The organism is Pseudomonas sp. TE21394 (assembly GCF_054057835.1).
Window position 1 is genome coordinate 2,335,547 of record NZ_JBSRZR010000001.1, and the last position, 16,698, is coordinate 2,352,244.

Annotated in this window: 9 protein-coding genes and 1 pseudogene; 7 read left to right on the forward strand and 3 right to left on the reverse strand. The window is 63.0% G+C overall.

Annotated features, from left to right (window positions below; genetic code table 11):
• Positions 1 to 24 precede the first annotated feature (24 nt).
• Positions 25 to 5,550: a dermonecrotic toxin domain-containing protein gene (locus ACVWZT_RS10820; RefSeq protein WP_457469288.1), complete on the reverse strand. Its 5,526-nt coding sequence runs from the start codon at positions 5,548 to 5,550 to the stop codon at positions 25 to 27.
• A gap of 168 nt (positions 5,551 to 5,718) precedes the next feature.
• On the opposite strand from ACVWZT_RS10820, the gene pip reads away from it, so the two are divergent.
• The 7 genes from pip to ACVWZT_RS10855 all read left to right on the forward strand — a co-directional run bounded on the left by pip (position 5,719) and on the right by ACVWZT_RS10855 (position 14,453).
• Positions 5,719 to 6,690 (forward strand): prolyl aminopeptidase, encoded by a 972-nt coding sequence (pip, locus tag ACVWZT_RS10825; protein WP_296232793.1) that lies wholly within the window; start codon positions 5,719 to 5,721, stop codon positions 6,688 to 6,690.
• Positions 6,687 to 7,124, forward strand: a complete 438-nt coding sequence (dtd, locus tag ACVWZT_RS10830) for a D-aminoacyl-tRNA deacylase (RefSeq protein WP_296232794.1) — start codon at positions 6,687 to 6,689, stop codon at positions 7,122 to 7,124. Before pip ends, dtd begins: the two co-directional genes overlap by 4 nt.
• Positions 7,125 to 7,387: 263 nt before the next feature.
• Positions 7,388 to 9,109, forward strand: a complete 1,722-nt coding sequence (locus tag ACVWZT_RS10835) for a glucan biosynthesis protein G (RefSeq protein WP_296232795.1) — start codon at positions 7,388 to 7,390, stop codon at positions 9,107 to 9,109.
• Positions 9,102 to 11,675: a glucans biosynthesis glucosyltransferase MdoH gene (mdoH, locus tag ACVWZT_RS10840; protein WP_296232796.1), complete on the forward strand. Its 2,574-nt coding sequence runs from the start codon at positions 9,102 to 9,104 to the stop codon at positions 11,673 to 11,675. The genes ACVWZT_RS10835 and mdoH overlap by 8 nt, the downstream gene beginning before the upstream one ends.
• A 211-nt stretch (positions 11,676 to 11,886) precedes the next feature.
• Entirely contained in the window at positions 11,887 to 12,684 is a 798-nt protein-coding gene (locus tag ACVWZT_RS10845) for a transporter substrate-binding domain-containing protein (protein WP_457472051.1), read from the forward strand.
• 79 nt (positions 12,685 to 12,763) lie between these two features.
• A complete protein-coding gene (locus ACVWZT_RS10850; RefSeq protein WP_457469291.1) occupies positions 12,764 to 13,726 on the forward strand; it encodes an amino acid ABC transporter permease in 963 nt (320 codons plus the stop codon).
• The gene (locus tag ACVWZT_RS10855; RefSeq protein ID WP_296232823.1) at positions 13,719 to 14,453 is read left to right on the forward strand and encodes an amino acid ABC transporter ATP-binding protein; all 735 of its coding nucleotides are present in this window, start codon (positions 13,719 to 13,721) and stop codon (positions 14,451 to 14,453) included. Before ACVWZT_RS10850 ends, ACVWZT_RS10855 begins: the two co-directional genes overlap by 8 nt.
• 116 nt (positions 14,454 to 14,569) lie before the next feature.
• Here ACVWZT_RS10855 and ACVWZT_RS10860 read toward each other — a convergent pair whose 3' ends face one another.
• On the reverse strand, positions 14,570 to 15,463 hold the full coding sequence (locus tag ACVWZT_RS10860) for a methyl-accepting chemotaxis protein (protein WP_457472054.1): 894 nt from the start codon (positions 15,461 to 15,463) through the stop codon (positions 14,570 to 14,572).
• 9 nt (positions 15,464 to 15,472) lie between these two features.
• Positions 15,473 to 16,513 (reverse strand): annotated as a pseudogene (locus ACVWZT_RS10865) (methyl-accepting chemotaxis protein); the annotation flags it as partial.
• Positions 16,514 to 16,698: the final 185 nt, after the last annotated feature.

The window sequence follows — 16,698 nt, forward strand, 5'->3', positions numbered from 1 at the left end:
ATACGCGTCGCCCGTCCGCAAGCGTCAATTGGTGTTGACTTGCGCGATAGTAAGTTCGCGCAATAACTCCTGTTCCTCTTGCTCCTTGTCGTCTTGCAGGCCCTGCTGCAGTTTCAGCTCGTGCTCAAGTGCGTGGTCCTTGCTGGCCAGTTCAAGCACACGCAGGCGGAAGCGGGCTTCGATTTCGGCGAAGCGTTCGCTGAACTCGGCTCGCAAGCGTGCGGTCCAGTCGGCATTCGCCAGCATGAAATCCACCAGCGCGTCGCTCAGTTCATTCTGGCGAACCTTTTCCAGCACGCTGGAGAGTTCGTCACTCGCCAGGTTTGCCGCGCCACGAAAACGCATGCTATCGGCGATCGGCAAGTCCAGCTCCCTGGCCAGCCCGCGGCGGTAGGCCAGGCGCACCGAAACCAGGTCGCCCGGGCGGGACCGTTGGTTGGCCAGCAAGTCCAGCTGTTCCATCCGGAACAGTTGCAACAGGCGACGACGCAGGGCTTGCAGGCTATCGCCAGCCTCTGTCAGCAGGCGCTGGCTCATCAGGTACAGTTCGATGTTGTTGAATTCTTGCAGCGCGCCATCATGGCAGGTTTGCGAGCCGGTTTCCGGGTCGGGCAATGCTGCTGCGGCGATGCCTTCCATGACCGGGCGTTCGGTTTCGTTGCTCGCAGCCACAACCAGCATCAGTCGTACCCGCTCGCAGAAGGTGGTGCGCGTGTTTGGGTCGACGTATGGGGCCGCATTGTGCAAACGGCCTACCAGGCGTAACAGGTCACTGCCTTCGAGTTGTTCCCAGCAGTCTTGCAAGGCCTCGTTCTGCGCCGCGTTGCCGAGCATCCAGTCTTCGAGCCTGGGTGTATCGTCGCCGAGCAGCGGGAAGTGAGGGTGATCGAGGGAGCCTTCGCTCGAGGAGTCGACAAGCAGCAGGTTGCCGGGGATATCCAGGGCGAAGGAGTAGCTGTGCTGGCTGTCCGAGAATGCCCGCACGCGCAGGATGGTATCGAGTGGTAATGGGTTATCGAAAAGCGCGATGGATGAGATCGGCATCGGATCGTTCAGGGTCGTCAGGATGTGCTCGGGCAACTGGCTGATATTGTTCGAACTCAGGTCCAGCAGCTCGAGGGGCAGCAGGCTGTCGCACCAGCTTGGCCAGGTCTGCAGGTTCATGTTGCTCAGCGACAGTGTCTGCAGGTTGCGGGACAGCTGTGCGGGCACCCGGTTGATGATGCCCACACGGTTGCCGGAAAGGTCGATCGAGCTGAGATGCTCCAACCCCGCGAAAATCTCGAGCACGGACTGGTCGATTTCCAGGCCCATGTTGCGGAACTCCAGGTAGGTAAGTCGGGGGACGCGCGCCAGGGCGGAGGCCAGCTCCGGAGTGGCTGCCTGATGGGCATCGATGGTCAACCGGGTGACATTGGGAAAGCGGCGCAGCAACTCATCGAGCTGCGCAGCGCTGCCTCGCAAACGGGTCAGGGTCATTGCCCGTACGCGCTCGCCGAAAAACGCTGGAAGCCGTCGGGGGAAATGCTCGATGGCCACATCTTCGAGTTGCAGGCGCAGGAACTGTTGCCCGCGCTCCTGCTGTTGCCAGAACTCACTGATCGCGGTGCCGATGCGTTGCCGGTCCGCCAAGGCTTCCTGGGTGAGCGGGTTGCTTGAACTGGAGGCGTGGGCCCAGCCATCGATTGCATCACGCATCTGCTGTCGCTCATTGCGGATCCGGGTGAGTTGTTCGGCCAGCGCGGCGGGTTGGTCCGTGGTGATCCCGGACATGTCGACATGCTCATTCAACAGCAAACGCTGCAAATGGCTTTCATTGATGCTGTTGCCCTGCAGCGAGATGACCGGCGGGGCCGTGAGGGTTTCAGCTTCATGCAGCAGGAACGATGGCAAGGTCCTGAGGTTGTTGTCGCGCAGGGACAGGTGGGCGATGCGGCCAAGGGCATCACTGCCAATGCCGATCGGCCATTGGGACAATTGCATCTGGTTAAGGCCCAGGTAGTCCAGGGTCAGCTCGTGGAAACTGGGGCTGTTGTTCTGCGCCAGCCGATTACCGCTCAAGTCCAGGTACCTCAACTGGCCAAGGCCTGACAACAGGTTCAGGTCGCTGTCGGATAGCGCGATGTTCTGGTTGGTCAACGCCAGCCGCTGCAGGCCGGGCAAGCTTGCGGTGATGGTAGGAATGCTGAACATGAAGGAGGAGGGCGTTGCCCTGGGGTCATAAGCTCGGCTGATTTCCAGTGACTCGATCTGTGGCATCTGGCTGAGCAGGCGTTGCAGCAAGCGCTCGTTCTGTGCCCAACCTGCCAGGGTTCCTGATGGCAGGTCGACCAGGCTCAGCCTGCGCACGCGGGCAGTGAAGAAGTCGGGCAGCGTCAATGGGACATCGGCCAGAGGGACGCGGGTAATGCGTAGTTCGGTGTTCTGCCCGGCGCCTTCATCCAGCGCGACGTCGTACCAGTGTTGCAGGATCGATTCACGCAGGCTGTCGTAGTCGCGTGCGGCCTGGTCGTTTGTCGGTGTAATGGCTTCGCTCCAGTCTTCCAGGCGGCTCAGCAGTTCATTGCGCTGCTCCAGCAATACCTGCAAATGTCCGAGGATCTGCTGTGGCGAGCGGCCGGTGCTGGAAAGCGTCAGCAGCACCTGGTCCGCCGAGCGCCCGGTACCTGTGGCCAGCCCTGTGGCTTCGACCGCTTCGAGCAGGCGCTGGCGGGTGACGCCTTGTGCGGCTGCGCCGCCGCCACTGAGCGGGTAGCCCAGGCGGCCATCTGCCAGGCGCATGGGCGAGCGGTAGCCGGGGCGCACCGGCTGCATGCGCAGAAGCGCCCTCAGTGCCGGGCGGGGTAGCAATGGGCTTTCCTGTACCAGTTGCTCGAGCGCCTGCTGGTCGGCGATATCCATTTCTTTCATGACTGCCGGCAGCGCCTTGTACAAGGCGGCGTAAAGGTTCGGGTAGAGGTTGATGGCTGCACCCGGCTGGCCATCGTCGTGAACGATGTAGCCTGCCTCGGCGTGGGTAATGGTGTTGTACGGGCGCCCCTCCAGCGGGCCCAGCTCATAGTCCTCGGCCGGCCACGACATGCGCTGCAGCAGGCGTACCCGGGTTTCGGCAGGCCAGCCCGGTAGCTGCGCCAGGGTGTGCACGATCAACCGGTCGCTATCCCAGTTCGGCACGCACGACAGGTACAGCCCTTCGTAGGCGCGGGTAAGGCGGATCTGCTGCCGGTAGATGCGGATTTCTTCGCTCAGGCGCATGGGCACCTTGCCGTTGCCAAGCATCTGCAGTTCGCTGCTACTGGCGGCGCGGGCCAGTTCGTTGGCAACCACTGCCGGCAGTTGTGGATACACCCGCTGGAGGGCTTCGGCGCCCGGTGCCAGTGCGATCGGCAAGGCGGTGTAAGCCCTGTGAAATTCGACAGAGCGAGTGCTGGTGTCAGGTAGCTGGCGGAGGCTGTCGTCCAGTCTGAAGCGTTGCAGGGTGTCTTCGAGCAAGGCTGGCAGCCGCTGGTTGTTCGCCAAGGCCCGGCGCAATTGGTTTTCGTCGCTGCCGCTGAGGGCCACGATGCGTTGCAGCGTCGTCTCGTCGAAATGCGCGTTCAGGTGGCCGATACGGCGCAACAGCTGCATGCCTGACCAACTCAGCGGTCGATCCGTGCTGAGCAGCCAGGCCCCGGCACCATTGTGCCGCAATGGTGGTTGATAACGGCGGGGGTTTTGCGGGTGTTGCAGGCGATACTCGCCGGTTGCCGCGGACTGCTCGACGACGTACTGGTCGCCTTGCAGAACCAACCAGCGCCTGCCGTTGTGCTGGCGCAGGCCGAGCGCGTCTGCTTCGATGCCTTCGGGTAGTCTCTCGGTGCTCCGATAGGGTGCCAGGTCGGGTTTCCACAGGCGAGCCTGGCCATCGGCTGTTTCCACTTCTTCCAGTTCCTCGATGAATGAAGGCGTTTCCACTGGAATACGCTCTATTTCTGGCTCTTCATCATCGCTGTTACCGATCGCCTGCTCTTCCACGGCCGCGCCGGCCTCACCGCCCTTTGCGCCCTTCAAGGCTTTGGCTGCCGCGCTGAGCGCCGTCATGAGCGCTACGTTTTCGACTACATCGACCAGGTAACCAAAGGCGATGTCGCGTTCGTCGTTTTGCCAGGCCTCGATGCCGTCATACACCTCGCAGGCCAGTTGGGTCACGCACACGGCCAGCATCGCCTCACCCAGCCCGGGTACGAAGAACCCGGCGATGTTCAAGGCGGTCAACACACGCCCCGCTACCAGCTCCCGGTGCGCCTGCGCTGTGCGCCGGTCGACGATCTCGGTTGGCACGGCATGGAACAGCACATCCTTTTCATGGCGCTGGGCTTTCTGGAAAGCCATGACGCCCTGGAACGCATGGCCGAAGGGCTTTGTGACCGGATACAGGGTGGCATGCAGGTCCGCAACAGGCTCTCGGATCCCTCGGGTACTCCAGCTCAGTGGTGTGAGTCGGTCCTTGAGGCGGGCGATAACGGACGGTTTGTCACGGTCGCAGATGTGTTTGTCCAGGTAGTGGATATCGGCCTGCAACCTTTCGCCGAGCTCGGCCAGCAAGGCTTCCTGGCTGGTGAACTCCTTCAGGGGTCGCGTACTGTCTTGCGGGATATACAGGGCCACGGCCTGGCGATCGGCTGCCTGCAGCGTGAGGAGCACGACGCCGGTCAGTTCCGCCTCCCACAAATCGAGCAAGCTGAACGTTACTGTCGAGTTGGCCGATGGCGCCTGGTCAAGTGGCGCGGCAAGGGCGGCGGCGTACAGCGTTTCGCTGATGTCCCCTTTGAGCCGGGCGAAATGCAGCGTTTGCCTGAACGCCGAAACCTCGGCCCGCCCCAAGGTTTCATAGATGGCCAGTGCGGCTTGGTCGGCGTCTGCTCGCGGCATGCCCGTCGGGTAGTAGATGGCATGCACCTGCTCATGGTACTTGCCGCCGATATCCAGCGTGCGACACAAGTCGGCAAACGCTTCGGCGGTGAGGTCTACCGTATTGGTGATCGGCACCGTGCCCATGAAGCGGCGGTGATCGAGGATGACTGACTTCTTCAGCAAGGCATCAGGCGCATCCATGCCGTGCTCCGCAGCGGCGGCCTGGTCGAAGTTGTGCAGCGCGCAGTGCAGCAGCGAACGGGTGGCCCGATCGATCGCCTGACGGCTGTCTATCGCGTTACGGCTATCGATCAGGCGGGCATCGACCAGGTACGTGTTGCGCACGTCCAGATCAAGCCCGAAGCGCTGCCTGATCGCCTCGGTCAGCATTTCGCTGGCGTAGGTTTCCAGGTCAGGTAGCTGCTCGAACAGTTTTTGCACCTGCGCCTGGTGCTCGCGGTGCCGTGCATGTTCTTTTTGCCAGGCCCTGGCGACTTCCGGTTGCTGCTGGATGGCTGCCGACAGCCAGGCGGGGGCCTGCTGCCAGTTGCGCATCGCACGATGGGTTTCGGGCGGGGCAAGCTTGAGCCAGGCGGGGATCTTGCGTTCGATGGTGGCGTAATGAGCGCCAGGCTGGGAAAGCGCTGGGTTTGGCATGTTGGCGGCCTCGCATGATAGGGCAAGGGACTATCAGCGGGGTGTCTGGCCTGTGGGAGGTAGATATGTCTGGCGCTGCGCGGCGGACGTGTCAGAGAGGACGGTGCTGAAAGCGCAATTCAGGTTTATGATGGCCCACGGCCGAATAATCCTCACACGGAGTGCGCAATGCAGACCCTGTACCCGCAGATCAAACCCTACGCCCGGCACGATCTGGCCGTGGAAGCGCCGCATGTGCTGTATGTCGACGAAAGCGGCTCGCCAGAAGGTCTGCCGGTGGTGTTCATCCACGGTGGCCCGGGGGCCGGCTGCGACGCCCAGAGCCGCTGCTACTTCGACCCCACGCTGTACCGCATCATCACCTTCGACCAGCGCGGCTGCGGCCGCTCCACGCCGCACGCGAGCCTGGAGAACAACACCACCTGGCATCTGGTCGAGGACCTGGAGCGTATCCGCGAGCACCTCGGGATAGACAAATGGGTGCTGTTCGGCGGCTCGTGGGGTTCGACCCTGGCCCTGGCCTACGCCCAGAAACACCCCGAGCGGGTGCACGGCCTGATCCTGCGCGGCATCTTCCTGTGCCGTCCCCAGGAAATTCACTGGTTCTACCAGGAGGGCGCCAGCCGCCTGTTCCCCGACTACTGGCAGGACTACATCGCGCCTATCCCGCCGGAAGAACGTGGCGACCTGGTCGCGGCTTTCCACAAGCGCCTGACCGGCAACGACCAGATCGCCCAGATGCATGCCGCCAAGGCCTGGTCGACCTGGGAAGGCCGCACTGCCACCCTGCGGCCCAACCCGCTGGTGGTCGACCGCTTCTCCGAGCCGCAACGCGCCTTGTCGATTGCCCGTATCGAATGCCACTACTTCATGAACAATGCCTTCCTCGAGCCGGACCAGCTGATCCGCGACATGCCGAAGATCGCCCACCTGCCGGCGGTGATCGTGCACGGTCGTTACGACGTGATCTGCCCGCTGGACAACGCCTGGGCGCTGCATCAAGCCTGGCCGAACAGTGAGCTGAAGGTGATCCGCGACGCCGGCCACGCGGCCTCCGAGCCTGGTATCACCGATGCCCTGGTGCGTGCTGCCGACCAGATGGCTCGGCGCTTGCTCGACCTGCCCCTGGAAGAAGCATGAAGGGCCTGCTACAGCGTGTGCGTGGCGCACGGGTCGAAGTGGCCGGGGAAGTCGTCGGCGCCATTGACCGGGGGTTGCTGGTGCTGGTGGCGGTCGAACCTGGAGATTCACGTGAACAGGCCGACAAGCTGTTGCACAAACTGTTGAACTACCGGGTGTTCAGCGATGAGCAGGGCAAGATGAACCTGTCGCTGAAGGATGTTGGCGGCGGGCTGTTGCTGGTTTCCCAATTCACCCTGGCAGCGGACACCCGCAATGGCATGCGCCCGAGCTTCTCGACGGCGGCACCACCGGCCCTTGGCGCCGAATTGTTCGACTATCTTCTGCAGCAGGCGAAGGCCTTGCATGGGGACGTCGCGAGTGGGCAATTCGGCGCGGATATGCAGGTGCATCTGGTCAATGATGGCCCCGTAACATTTATGTTACAAATATGAGGTCGAAAAACCCCGTGTTCACAGGAAAACAAGGGGTTTTGTACGATAAATAGTTGTTCCAGCCTGATGCGTTGTAACGCGACCTGCTGGATAATCGCGCGCTGCATGGACCTGCGTTCGCAGGTTCGTTTCACTCTGACTCGAGCATTGTCTGGATCCGTTTGGGGAATCATTACGCCCTCACGGGGTCCGAACAGTGCTCGCCAACCCGGCATTTGTCGCTGGCCGTTGGTTTCATGATCTGTTTTCGGCGAGGGTTGCTCGTGATTGTTAGTCCCCAAAATGCATCAAGAATCCCCGGTGTTCGGTTACGCAAGGCCTTGATGGCCGGCGTGGCAGTGGTCGGCCTGATGAGCGCGGGCCAGCTGTGGGCATTCAATCTTGACGATGTTGCAGCCAAGGCAAAGGATCTGGCCGGCCAGAAGTACGAAGCACCGAAAAGCAATCTGCCGGCGGTGTTCCGCGACATGAAGTTCGCGGACTACCAGAAGATCCATTTCCTGCAGGAAAAGGCCGAATGGGCCAAGGACAAGACCCCGTTCAAGCTGTCGTTCTATCACCAGGGCATGCACTTCGACACACCGGTGAAGATCAACCAGGTCACCGCCACCAAGGTCGAGGAAATCAAGTACGACCCGAGCCGCTTCGAGTTCGGTGACGTGCCGCACGACCCGGAAACCACCAAGAACCTGGGTTACGCCGGTTTCCGCGTGCTGTACCCGATCAACAAGGCCGACAAGCAGGACGAGATCATGACCCTGCTTGGCGCCAGCTATTTCCGTGTGGTCGGCAAGGGCCACGTGTACGGCCTGTCGGCCCGTGGCCTGGCCATCGACACGGCGCTGCCGTCGGGTGAGGAATTCCCGCGCTTCACCGAGTTCTGGGTCGAGAAGCCCAAGCCGGCCGACAAGCACCTGGTGATCTACGCACTGCTGGACTCGCCACGTTCCACTGGCGCCTACAAGCTGACCCTGCGCCCGGGCAACGACACGGTGGTCGATGTGCAGTCCCGCGTGTTCCTGCGTGACCACGTCAGCCGCCTGGGCATCGCCCCGTTGACCAGCATGTACCTGTTTGGCCCCAACCAGCCGTCCAAGATCCTCAACTATCGCCCGGCCCTGCACGACTCCGAAGGCCTGTCGATCCATGCGGGTAACGGCGAGTGGCTGTGGCGTCCGCTGAACAACCCGAAACACCTGGCCGTCAGCAACTTCAGCGTCGAGAACCCGCGTGGCTTCGGCCTGATGCAGCGCCAGCGCGCATTCAGTGACTACGAAGACCTCGACGACAACTACCAGAAGCGCCCGAGCGCCTGGATCGAGCCGAAGGGTGACTGGGGCAAGGGCACCGTCGACCTGGTCGAAATCCCGACTGCCGACGAGACCAATGACAACATCGTGGCGTTCTGGAGCCCGGAAAAACTGCCTGAGCCAGGCAAGCCGTTCGAGTATGCCTACCGTTTGCACTGGACCATCGACGAGCCGAAGTTCCAGGCGCCTGAGCTGGGCTGGGTCAAGCAGACCCTGCGCTCCACCGGTGACGTCAAGCAATCCAACCTGATCCGCCAGCCTGACGGCAGCGTTGCATTCCTGGTCGACTTCGCCGGCCCGACGCTGGCGGCCTTGCCGGAAGACACCGCGGTGCGCAGCCAGATCAGCGTCGGCGACAACGCCGAGGTGGTGGAGAACAACTTGCGCTATAACCCTGAGACCAAGGGCTGGCGCCTCACGCTGCGCCTGAAGGTCAAGGAAGCCAACAAATCGACCGAAATGCGCGCCGCGCTGGTGCGTGACGTGCCGGTCGAAACCGCCAAGCCTGCCGCCGATGCCAAGCAGGACAAGGCTGCAGCCAAGCATGCCAAGGCCGACAAAGCCGCCAAGGCCGAACAACCTGCCGCCGATGCGGCACCCACCAACGGGGCCCCGGCCACCACCGAGAAGGTGCTGACCGAGACCTGGAGCTATCAGTTGCCTGCCGATGAGTAACTCAAGCGCAAGGCCGGAATCGCTACGCGAATATCTGGCCCACCTACCACTGAGCGATGAGCAACGGGCGGAACTCGCCAGTTGCACGTCCTTCAGTGAGCTGCACCAACGCCTGGCGGCCAACCCGGCCGCCAGCTCTGCCGAGGCCGTGCAGGCCTCGGTGGGCCCGCGCCTGACCGTAGGCAGCGCCGCCGAGCTGGAAGACGCCGAAATGCTCGGCGTCGACGGCAGCGGTCGGCTGTGCCTGAAGATCGCCCCGCCGATCAAGCGCACCAAGGTCGTGCCCGAGCCATGGCGCACCAACGTCCTGATCCGCATGTGGCGACGCATGACCGGCCGTGCCAATGCGCCGCAGCCGCCCAAGCGAGAGCTGCCGCCGGCCCGCTGGCGCACGGTCGGCTCGATCCGCCGTTACATCCTGCTGGCGCTGATGATCGGCCAGACCATCGTCGCCGGCTGGTACATGAAGGGTATCCTGCCTTACCAGGGCTGGTCGTTCGTGGACTTCGACGAAGTCATCAACCAGCCACTGTGGGACACCGTGGTACAGGTCTGGCCGTACGCCTTGCAGACCTCCATCCTGGTTCTTTTCGGCATCCTGTTCTGCTGGGTGTCGGCAGGTTTCTGGACCGCACTGATGGGCTTCCTCGAGCTGCTCACCGGGCGCGACAAATACAAGATCTCGGGCAGCAGCGCCGGTAATGAGCCGATCGCGCCCGAGGCGCGTACCGCGCTGGTGATGCCGATCTGCAACGAAGACGTTCCGCGGGTGTTCGCCGGCCTGCGCGCAACGTTCGAGTCGGTAGCCGCCAGCGGCAACCTCGATCGCTTCGACTTCTTCGTGCTCAGCGACACCAACGACACCGACATCGCCGTGGCCGAGCAACAGGCCTGGCTGGACGTGTGCCGCGAAACCAAAGGCTTCGGCCGCATCTTCTACCGTCGACGCCGGCGCCGGGTGAAGCGCAAGAGCGGCAATCTCGACGACTTCTGCCGTCGTTGGGGTGGCGAGTACAAGTACATGGTCGTGCTCGACGCCGACAGCGTCATGAGCGGCGAGTGCCTGAGCAGCCTGGTGCGCCTGATGGAGGCCAATCCGGACGCCGGCATCATCCAGACCGGGCCGAAGGCCTCGGGCATGGACACCCTGTATGCGCGCCTGCAGCAGTTCGCCACCCGCGTGTACGGCCCGCTGTTCACCGCCGGCCTGCACTTCTGGCAGCTGGGCGAGTCGCACTACTGGGGCCACAACGCGATCATCCGCATGAAGCCGTTCATCGAACACTGCGCCCTGGCGCCGTTGCCGGGCAAGGGCGCCTTCGCCGGGGCGATCCTGTCCCACGACTTCGTCGAGGCCGCACTGATGCGCCGCGCCGGCTGGGGCGTGTGGATCGCCTACGACCTGCCGGGCAGCTATGAGGAATTGCCGCCGAACCTGCTCGACGAACTCAAGCGCGACCGCCGCTGGTGCCATGGCAACCTGATGAACTTCCGCCTGTTCCTGGTCAAGGGCATGCACCCGGTGCACCGCGCGGTGTTTCTGACCGGGGTGATGTCGTATCTGTCGGCGCCGTTGTGGTTCCTGTTCCTGGTGCTGTCGACCGCGCTGCTGGCGACCAACACGTTGATGGAGCCGCAGTACTTCATCGAGCCGTACCAGCTCTACCCGCTGTGGCCGCAGTGGCACCCGGAGAAGGCCGTGGCGCTGTTCTCCACCACCATCGTGCTGCTGTTCCTGCCCAAGCTGCTCAGCGTCATCCTGATCTGGGCCAAGGGTGCGACCGAGTTCGGTGGGCGGATCAAGGTCACCTTGTCGATGCTGATGGAGATGCTGTTCTCCATGTTGCTGGCGCCGGTGCGCATGATCTTCCACACCCGCTTCGTGCTGGCTGCATTCCTCGGCTGGGCAGCGACCTGGAACTCGCCGCAGCGTGACGACGACTCCACGCCCTGGAGCGAAGCCGTGCGCCGCCACGGTCCGCAGACCCTGCTGGGTATTGCCTGGGCGGCGCTGGTGGCCTGGCTTAACCCGAGCTTCCTTTGGTGGCTGGCGCCAATCGTCGGTTCGCTGGTGCTGTCGATCCCGGTTTCGGTGATTTCCAGCCGCACCCGCCTGGGGCTGGCGGCCAAGGACGAAAAGCTGTTCCTCATTCCCGAGGAGTACGCCACGCCGCAGGAGCTGCTGGCCACTGACCAGTACACCCACGAAAACCGCTGGCATGCCCTGCATGACGGCTTCGTGCGCGCAGTGGTCGACCCGCGGCAGAACGCCCTGGCCTGCGCCATGGCCACTGCCCGCCACGGCCAGGCGGCGCCGATCGAGGCGCTGCGTGTCGAGCGTGTGGCCAAGGCGATGGAGGTCGGGCCAAAGGGGCTGGATCTCAATACCCGCCTGGCCCTGCTCAGCGACCCTGTGGCACTGAGCCGCCTGCATGAGCAAGTGTGGGCCGAGCACAACGCGGCATGGATCGATGTGTGGCGTGCGTCGATAAAGAACGACCCGCATTCGCCACTGTTGCCGCTGCATCCGGAGAATGAAGGCCAGCCGGCACTCGTCGGCGCCTGATTCATCCCGATCGCGGATAAATCCGCTGCTGCGGGGCTACCCCTGTAGGAGCGGATTTATCCGCGATGTTTTTTTGGCCAACAAAGTCCCCGCCGGCTCTAGGTCCGAGAGCCGCCATGCGTTAGCATCCCTCTCCGACATGCCGCATCGGCCAGTACGGCCGTGCCAACAATAAGATTCGCTACTTTTCTTGCTAGGGGACCTGGTGATGATCAAGAAATACCTTTCGCGACTGCTGGTCGGTGTCACCGCCCTGGTCGCCGTGACTGCGGCCCAGGCCGGAGCCATCGATGACGCGGTCAAGCGCGGCACCCTGCGGGTGGGTATGGACCCGACCTACATGCCGTTCCAGATGACCAACAAGCGTGGCGAGATCATCGGCTTCGAAGTCGATATCCTCAAGGCCATGGCCAAGTCCATGGGCGTCAAGTTCGAGCCGGTGTCCACCGCCTATGACGGCATCATCCCGGCCCTGCTGACCGACAAGTTCGACATGATCGGCAGCGGCATGACCCTGACCCAGGAGCGCAACCTGCGCCTGAACTTCAGCGAACCCTTCATCGTGGTCGGCCAGACCCTGCTGATCCGCAAGGAGCTGGCGGGCGAGATCAAGTCGTACAAGGACCTCAACAACGAGAAGTACCGCCTGACTTCCAAGCTGGGTACTACCGGTGAAATGGTTGCCAAGAAGCTGATCGGCAAAGCCAAGTACCATGGCTACGACAACGAGCAGGAAGCGGTGATGGACGTGGTCAACGGCAAGGCCGATGCCTTCGTCTATGACGCGCCTTACAACGTCGTGGCAGTGGAGAAGGTCGGTGCCGGCAAGCTGCTGTTCCTCGAAGAACCCTTCACCTACGAGCCGCTGGCCTTCGGCCTGAAGAAAGGCGACTACGACAGCATCAACTTCATCAACAATTTCCTGCACCAGATCAAGCATGACGGGACCTACGATCGTATTCACGACAAGTGGTTCAAGAACAAGGACTGGCTGAAGGAAATGGAGTAAGGCCCAGGCCACAAGCCCGGCTTTATGACCCCGACGCGCAGGCAAACCCTGCGCGTTCGCATTTACGGAAGTACCCCACGTGATCAAACACAAGAAAGCCCAGTGGCCCTGGCATGGGCTGACCGCCCTGGTTCTGGTGGGCCTGGCGTTCAGCCTGTACCTGGCCACCTCGATGATTTCCTACGAGTGGCGCTGGAACCGTGTCCCGCAGTACTTCGCCTACAAGGCCGAGGAAGCACAGCGTGCCGCCGGTTACGGTACGGTGCAGGAAATCGTCATTTCCGGCGATAACGCCCGCGTCACGCTGAAGGACGAGAACGGCGACGAGCAGGTGCTCGACGTGGCCAAGGACAGCCTGCAGCTGGCCCGCGGCGATGATGTCGCGGAAGGTGACCAGATCGGTGTTACCCGCCACTGGGCCGCCGGCCCGCTGGCCTGGGGCCTGTGGACCACCCTGTGGATTTCGGTGGTGTCCGGTGCCCTGGGCCTGTTGATCGGCCTATTCGCCGGCCTCTGCCGCCTGTCCAGCAACCCGACCTTGCGTGACCTGTCGATGGTGTATGTCGAACTGGTGCGCGGTACCCCGCTGCTGGTGCAGATCTTCATCTTCTACTTCTTCATCGGCACGGTGCTCAACCTGTCCCGCGAGTTTGCCGGGGTCGCCGCGCTGGCGCTGTTCACAGGCGCCTATGTGGCCGAGATCGTGCGTGCCGGTGTGCAATCCATCGCCAAGGGCCAGAACGAAGCCGCGCGCTCGCTAGGCCTGAACGCGGGCCAGTCGATGCGTCATGTGATCCTGCCGCAGGCGTTCAAGCGTGTGCTGCCGCCTCTGGCCGGGCAGTTCATCAGCCTGGTCAAGGACACCTCGCTGGTGTCGGTGATCGCCATCACCGAACTGACCAAGAGCGGCCGCGAGGCCATCACCACCTCGTTCTCGACTTTCGAGATCTGGTTCTGCGTGGCAGGTCTGTACCTGCTGATCAACCTGCCGCTGTCGCACCTGGCCAGCCGGCTCGAGCGGAGGCTTGCGCAAAGTGATTGAAGTCCGTGACCTGCTGAAAGTCTTCGACACCCGTGGCCACGTGGTACGTGCTGTGGATAACGTCACCACCCAGGTTGCCAAGGGCGAAGTGGTGGTGGTGCTCGGCCCGTCGGGGTCGGGCAAGTCGACCTTCCTGCGCTGCCTCAACGGCCTGGAGCATTTCGACGAAGGCCATGTGGCCATCGATGGCCTGCAATTGGCCGACCCGAAGACCGACATCAACGCCTACCGCCGCGAAGTCGGCATGGTGTTCCAGCACTTCAACCTGTTTCCGCACATGACCGTGCTGGAAAACCTGTGCCTGGCGCAGAAAGTCGTGCGCAAGCGCAACAAGGCCGAGCGCGAGGCCAAGGCCCGGGCACTGCTGGAGAAGGTCGGCATTGCGCAGAAGGCCAACGAATACCCGTCACGCCTGTCCGGCGGGCAGCAGCAGCGGGTGGCGATCGCCCGCGCCCTGGCCATGGACCCGAAAGTGATGTTGTTCGACGAGCCGACTTCGGCGCTGGACCCGGAAATGGTCGGCGAGGTGCTGGACGTGATGAAGACCCTCGCTCAGGAGGGCATGACCATGGTCTGCGTAACCCATGAGATGGGCTTTGCCCGCGAAGTGGCGGACCGCGTGCTGTTCTTCGACCATGGCAAGTTGCTGGAGGACGCGGCGCCAGCGGCGTTCTTCGCTGCGCCGAAGGACCCGCGTGCACAGGCCTTCCTGCGTCAGGTGCTGTAACCACGGGCGGCGCTTTGCGCCCCTTTCGCGACACAAGGCCGCTCCTGCAACAGGCCGCGTTCCTCGGCAGGAGCGGCCTTGTGTCGCGAAAGGGCTGCAAAGCAGCCCCGGCAATCTCACATGCTGAACCGCCTCACCATCCCGCGCAGCTGTTGCCCCAACTGCTCCAGTTCCCCGCTCGAAGTCGCCGTCTGTTCGCTGGCCGCGCTGGTCTGATCCGAAACGTCCCGCACATTCAGCACGCTGCGGTTGATCTGTTCGGCGACCACGCTCTGTTCTTCACTGGCCGTGGCGATCTGCTGGTTCATGCCCTGGATGCTCGACACCGTGTCGGTAATCTGGCCCAACGCATGCCCGGCCCTGCGGCTCAGTTCCACGCTTTGCTCGGTCAGGCTCTTGCTGTTGTCCAGCAGCCGGGTCACTTCATCGGTACCGTTATGCAAGCTGTCGATCAGTTGGCCGATTTCTTCTGTCGCTGTCGAAGTGCGCTGGGCCAGGCCACGGACTTCGTCGGCCACCACGGCAAAACCGCGCCCGGCTTCACCGGCCCGTGCCGCTTCGATCGCTGCGTTCAGGGCCAGCAGGTTGGTCTGTTCGGACACCGACTTGATCACATCGAGGATGCTGCCGATGCGCTGGCTCTCGCCGGCCAGGTGCTGCATGGCCGCCAGGCAATGGTCCATCTGCCTGGCCAGTTGCTCGATCCGCCCGATGGCCTCGGCCACCACCTGGTCGCCCATCTGCGCCTGCTGATCGGCATTGGTCGCGGCCATCGAGGCCTGTTCGGCGTTCTGCGCGACTTCTTGCACCGTGGCGCTCATCTGGTTCATGGCGGTGGCTACCTGATCGGTTTCCTCGCGCTGCTGGTTGATGCGCAGCTTGGTATCCTCGCTGCTGGTCGCCAGCTCCGAGGCGGCCTGTGACAGCTGGCCGACGCCTTGGTCTATGCCGCCGATCAGTTCGCGCAGGCTCAAGGTCATGTCGCGCATGCTGCCTTGCAACTGGCCCATCTCGTCACGACGCTGCACCGCTTCGACCTGGCTCAGGTCGCCTTTGGCAATCCGCGCAGCCACGCCCAGCGTCTGGCGCAGCGGCTGGGTAATCTGCAAGGTGATCAACCAGCTGGCCAGGACACCCACCACCAGCGCCAGCAGTGCCACGCTGGTCAGCAGCGAGCGGGCGGCCAGGGCTTCGCTGTCGCGTTGTTCGATCTTGCGCTTGCCCAGTTCCAGGCTTACGGCACGCAGTTCGTCGCCCATTGTTTCCAGGTTGTTCTGTAGCTGCTCGACGTGCACGGCGGCGCGGCGGTACTGCTCCAGGCTGGCGCGGTATCTGGCCAGTTCGACCGCCGGCTGTTCGGTCAGGGCGCGGGGCAAGCCTAGCGGGGCAAGGCCTTTGAGCAACTGTTCAAGGCTGCTGTCAGCGGCAGCCAGGGCGCTGTTTCCGACCTTGGCGAAGTCCTCGACAGGGGAGAAGGTGTAAGCCGGCACCAGGCTCTGCTGGTTGGCACCGTCGATATGCCGGCTTACCGTGTCCATCAGGCCGAGCACGCCTCTTTGCTGGCTGTCGGCGCCCATCCTCAGCAAGGCCTGGGTCTGCAATTCGTCGATCGCGTCGTTGAGTTTCTGCTCCTGGGCCTGCATGGCCTGGCGCAGGCTGGTACGGTTGGCGACGCTGCGTTGCAGTTCGCTGAAATCTTCACGCAGCCGCTGCAACAATGCCAGCTTTTCGCTGAGTATTTCCCGGGATTCGTCGACGTTGCTGCGTTGCTGCAGGGCGGTCAGCCTGTTGTTCAGTTGGTCGAGGATGTGGCTGATCTGCGTTTTGCTGCTGTCATCGCTGAGGACGCGGTAGGTAATGCGTTCCGCGCGCAGGTCCTTGGTCAGGTCGTTGATCTGGCCTATCTCGCTGAGTTGCTGCGAACGCACGATGGCGCCATCCAGCGCGCGCCAGCCGCTGATCGTGGTTGCCAGGGTAAGCAGCAACACCACAGCGAAGCCGAGGGCGAGCTTGGCACCGACACTGATGTTGCCGAGCTTGCGGTTGAGGTAGCCGAGCATGGTGAGTCTCCGTGCAATTGGGGAGGGGATGCGGGCGCAGTGCCAGCATCACACCTCTGCCAATCGGCAGCGGAGGTGTAGGACTTGACCTGAAAATCAGGTAGGAAATTTCACCGTAACTAGTAGGAATGATCTGCCTGTGCTGGTCCCTCCGCGGGAACAGCACAGGCTACCCCATTCACCAG